The 5,066-nt window shown below is 52.3% G+C and carries 6 protein-coding genes; all 6 read right to left on the reverse strand.

Annotation, left to right across the window (positions count from 1 at the left end):
* Positions 1–625, reverse strand: a 625-nt coding sequence (locus ACOSYY_RS14185) for a glycosyltransferase (RefSeq protein WP_421663174.1), incomplete at its 3' end; no start/stop codon positions are given.
* A gap of 165 nt (positions 626–790) precedes the next feature.
* Entirely contained in the window at positions 791–1,267 is a 477-nt protein-coding gene (locus ACOSYY_RS14190) for an NUDIX domain-containing protein (protein ID WP_421663176.1), read from the reverse strand.
* A 135-nt stretch (positions 1,268–1,402) separates the two neighbouring features.
* Positions 1,403–2,308, reverse strand: a complete 906-nt coding sequence (locus tag ACOSYY_RS14195; RefSeq protein WP_421663177.1) for a glycosyltransferase family 2 protein — start codon at positions 2,306–2,308, stop codon at positions 1,403–1,405.
* Positions 2,302–3,579: a glycosyltransferase family 4 protein gene (locus ACOSYY_RS14200; protein ID WP_421663178.1), complete on the reverse strand. Its 1,278-nt coding sequence runs from the start codon at positions 3,577–3,579 to the stop codon at positions 2,302–2,304. The genes ACOSYY_RS14195 and ACOSYY_RS14200 overlap by 7 nt, the downstream gene beginning before the upstream one ends.
* Positions 3,580–3,744: 165 nt before the next feature.
* Entirely contained in the window at positions 3,745–4,590 is an 846-nt protein-coding gene (locus ACOSYY_RS14205) for a glycosyltransferase family 2 protein (RefSeq protein WP_421663179.1), read from the reverse strand.
* 10 nt (positions 4,591–4,600) lie between these two features.
* The coding region (locus tag ACOSYY_RS14210) for an FkbM family methyltransferase (protein WP_421663180.1) at positions 4,601–5,066 on the reverse strand (466 nt) is incomplete at its 5' end.

A 5,066-nucleotide genomic window follows, 5' to 3' on the forward strand; every position in this document is an offset into this window, starting at 1 on the left:
AGCCCTGGGTAAAAAACTTATACATGAATCCCAGATGCGGACACGTTCGGAACCAATCGTTCGATTGCGCGTCGGGGAACCATGCCTTGATCACATCGTTTCTCACACAATAGTTGCCTTCCGGTAAAGAAAACCCGCTCACCAGCCAAAAAGCGAAAAAACCTTGTTTCTGTGGAGGAGGATCGGCAAAAAAATCCTGAAAAGAAACATTCAGCAGATCCCCCTCCTCGGACATCGTTTGGGCAAATCCCCACACCAACGACACCTCATCATCTTTTTCCAAAACCTCGACGCATTTCCTGAACCAGTTCGGATCTAGAAAACCGTCCGAGACACAGCATTGGATAATGTACCGCCCTCTGGCCATTGCCAAAGTTTTCTGATAGGCCTCCACAATGTGATCATCCGGTTCAGACACCCATCTGATATGAGGGAATCCTTTAAGAATCTTTATTGTGCCGTCCGTCGACCCGCCATCAACGACAATGTGCTCGAAGCTTTGGAACGTTTGCGAGGCGACGCTTTCGATCGTTTGCCGCAAAAAACGCCCATGATTGAGCGACGGCGTTACGACAGAAATTACAGGATCCGAGACACTGCGCAAATCTTCATTGGCCATGCGCATAACGAGTGTGATTCCGAAAGAGTCCTTATTCCTGTTGCCACCTAAGACGGGGACATCACACGTGTGCCGATTCCCCGTGGTCAAACCGAAAATTGGCACTAGGCATGTTCCTTGATAGCATCATTCCTTTCACAGAAACAACATCGGACGACACTGGGAACCACCCTAGCCCAGAACGCCACACCGACCCTGGAAGGCATCGGCAATCGGCTGCCGGGCCGGAGGCACGATTTCCGTAGGCAATTGAGAAGCGGAAAAAAATCTCACGTCTTCACTCTCCTCACTGCACCGGATCCTGCCGGACAGCACTCTCGCTCCGACGACGACGTCGATCAGTTGAACCACATCGCCATTGTCAGGGTAGGTCACGATACGGCCGTCCGGGTTTGAATACACGCCGATCAGATGTGTGATCTCCACGGTAAGGCCGGTTTCCTCCAACACCTCTCGCACGGCCGCGTCCATGAGCGACTCTCCGGGCTCTACTTTTCCACCCGGTAATCCCCACCATCCACAGTCACGACGTTTTTCCAGAAGTATGGCTTCTTCTGGTCCCCGAACGACCACTCCGACTCCCGCACGCACCCTCATTCCTTCTACGATTGTGCTTCCGTACATCGAGCCAATCTCTGACTTATTCATGCAGGTTCCCCGCACCTGTTTTTAGATTCCGCCGAACCCACAGCCCTTTATAGGTCACACGTCAGCCGCCGCCTGCCATGCAAGAGCCCACGAACGACGTCCAGAATGTTCTTCCTTAACCCACATGGTCGATTATTAGGGAAGGAAGGCTGTGACGAATCGGCGCAGCGCGTTACGTTCTTTTGCTATGGGTCGGTTCTGGCCGGCTTCCAACGGCCAATATTGGCGGCATGGCAACTTTTCAACGAGCTGACCGACAAGATCATCTCGCCGCCAACGTCGCTGGGATACACGCACTCGCCACCTGATCGCGGCTTCGTGCCAAGTACAGCGCAAGGATTGTCCCAATTTGGACTCAGTCAACCCGTCAAGTACCGTACGACGGAGATCCTCCCGTTCCCTCCGATAAGCATGAGACCCGGAGATTGACTTCTGACCGGCATGGCGGCGAAAGGCGCTAAAGGTCAAGGGAACATATCGACAGGTTCCGTGAATCGCCATCCGAAGAAACAGATCGAAGTCCGCTGCATACCGAAAGGCGGGATTCATCCCACCGACGCGCTCATACAACCCCCTTTTCCAAAAACATGCATCTTGGAGCGGCGTCCAGGCCCCATATAACATGGCATTTCGAAGATCTTTTACGTATCCTCTGCTGAAAACAATCACTCGCCCTGCTTCATCGATATAGAAGTCATCCCCGAACACCATCTCGGCTCCGGTATCGAACAACGCTTGCCGGGCCGAATCCAGCGCTCCCGGCAACAGGAGATCGCCGGAATTGATCCAACACAGAATGTCCCCTGTCGCCCGGGCGAATCCTTTTGCCAATGCGTCCGCATAGCCTTGATCCGGCTCGCTGACCCAGCCGGTCAGCCGAGACTCGTACTGCCGGATAATCTCGACACTACCGTCATTGGAGCCGCCGTCGATGACGAAGTATTCGTCACCGGGACAGAGATTATGCACAACCGACTCGATCGTCTGAGGAAGATAGGAAACCAGATTGAGATTGGGGGTAATAACGGAGAACTTCAGCAAAACGAGGTTCCCTTGGATCGCTTAGTTGTTAACGTCAGGTCCTCGTACAATCTCATGTGGCGCCGCGCTATCGGTTCAAATCCGTACTCCTCCACAACTTTTTTCCGGGCAGCGTCGCTCAAACTCCGCCGGCGGTTCTCATCCGCCAAAACCCATCGAATTCCCATAGCCAAATCGTCTACATCAAACGGCTTGGCCAAATACCCATTCATTCGATGGTCTATCATGTCGCCCATCCCGCCTATATCAAAAGCCACGCATGAAGTTCCACAACTCATCGCTTCCAGAACAGTATTCGGTAAGTTATCTTCCATGGATGGAGCCACGAAGACGTCTGCCGCCGCGCAAGCCAATGCCATCTCCTGTTCTCGCTTTAATATTCCGAGATAATGAACGTCAAAGGAGAACGAAGCGTCGCGCTTCTCTCCGTTCATTCCGGCAACGGCCAGACAAATTGACCCAGCATTCCCATCCTTGGCAAGGATTTCAAATGCGGACTGAAGCAAATGGAGACCTTTTCGTTTATCGCCGTCGCCTGTCAACGCACTAAACAACACGACATGCTTGTCGTGAGGCAAGGAGAGCCTTCGCCTCGCAACCGCACGCTCGGTAGGACAAAAAATCTGCGTATCAAGACAATATGGGATGACTTCTATACGCCGAGATCGGAATAACGCACTGGATGCAGCCATTCGTGCCATCCAACGACTCGGTGCGATCAAAGTAAGATCAATATCCCGCCATGCCGAGCACTTTCGCTCCCATGTCTCTCGGGACAGATCATTGTGAACTCTTGAGCCAAGCACCGGGCAGTAACCACACTCTGTTTCGAATCTTGAACATCCCTCTCCGTAGTGGCATCCACCGGTAAAACCCCACAGGTCATGAAGCGTCCATACTAAGGGCTTCTCCAGCGTTCGCAAGTCTTCCACTTTCAGGAATCCATTGGTGATCCAATGCAGGTGATAGATATCTTTTGATATCTTATAGGCTCTGCGCGCGGTACGCGTCACGGCCTTTGCCGGTGAGAATAAAAGAGGCTTCCTGCTCTTATAGCGACGCACATAAAATTGGTCCCAATGAGATGAAATACGTCCTGCGATCCGATTTATGATGGAACCCCCATCAAATATCGATGGTGCCTGACTCCCCTTTACCTCAACCAGCATTTGTGAATTCACACCGATAGTGGGAAGCGCCTGATGCAGGCGGTATGCGGCCTTGGCCGCTCCACCTTGAACATCAGACCAACTAAGATGAAGAACATTCATGGTTTCAGAGCTTCATGAACAGAGAGTTCGGCTTTTCGAGCCTTGCCTTCGGCTTTCTCGAAGTCCTACGCGTCTTTTCCCAAAGACAATAATCAAGAACCATCATTATTCGGTGCAGGGCAAGAGTTTGTCAGGGATGATTAAAGGATCATACGGTGATGATGCTTATGATTGTGTCCAATATGGCGGTAAACCTTTAAATCGCCTGCGCAGATCCAGCAGTTTCCTTGCCGATCGATCCCCGACCACTTTCCACAGCAGCAGCTGCGAGCAATCTCTCGTCATCATCTTCAGCAAATCCTTACTTGGCAAATGTTGCCCATGCATCCTTTGCGCGCACAGGATTTCGCGGTATATCTTGAATTTGTTGGCCAAGCTAGTGCTCATCCCGCCGAGCCGCTGCGCCGCCGTAATGACATCGGGAATAAATGCCGCATCGCCCGTTTTGAGCTCGCGCAATAACAATTCGTAATCGCCGGCGATACGGAAAGACTCGTTGAATGCACCATGCTGCTCGAACAAGGTCCGCCGGTGCATTGTGCCGATATGCGGGATGCACATGTACTGCCGGAAGGCGTTCTTAACCTGTTCCCATGATTCACCCATCGGCTGAGACACCCGGCCATCATCGCTGACCCGGACTATTTGGCCATATGCCACACGAATACGTATCGGCAGCATTTTTAGATGAACCGCCATTCGCTCCAACACCGCTGCGTCCCAGAAATAATCATCGGCGCCCAGAAAGCAAATCCACTCGCCCCGGGCTTGTGCCAATCCTTTATTCCAAGCGTTGTAGATGCCGCGATCAGTCTCCGAAATCCAATAACTGAATTGGCTACAATTTTTCTCCAATAGCTCGACCGTGCCGTCTTTGGAACCTCCATCAATGATAATGAGTTCTTTATTAGGATAGGTCTGCCTCGTAACACTGTCGATGCATTCCTGCAACGTGGTCCTTCCGTTGAAGACAGCGACAATGACGGAAATAGACGGTGCCTTATCGCTCATCAGTCAGTATTCAAGAATTTCGGTAAAAGACCCCATCAACCTGAAGCGTGCGCCCCTGTCTCTGATCGATAAATCCCGGTCTCAGCGCCCACAATGCAAAACCCTCATCCTCCAGCCGGTCGACGAGGTCTCGCCACAAATGCTGGCCTTCGTACAACGGCACAAGAGAAAGCTCCACCAATATTCCTTTGATGTACGGCAACGTCTCGCGCGCGCCATCGAGCACGCGCCATTCAAAACCTTGCGTATCGATCTTCAGAAAAGGTGCGCGCGCGCCCTTTACGTAGTCCCCTGCAACGATATCCAAGGTCTTAATGGAAACCCTCTCCTCCCCCTCGTACACTGATTCCGGCGCGGCGCTGCAATGCGCCTCAAGCATGGGCAGAAGGGAACTGCTTTGAGAATTACCTGCAATGTTGATCACGGTCTCCCCGTTCTGGTCGCCAAGCGCGCAGGGCGGATATGCCTCCCAGTTA

The sequence above is a fragment of the Nitrospira sp. BLG_2 genome, assembly GCF_049222245.1.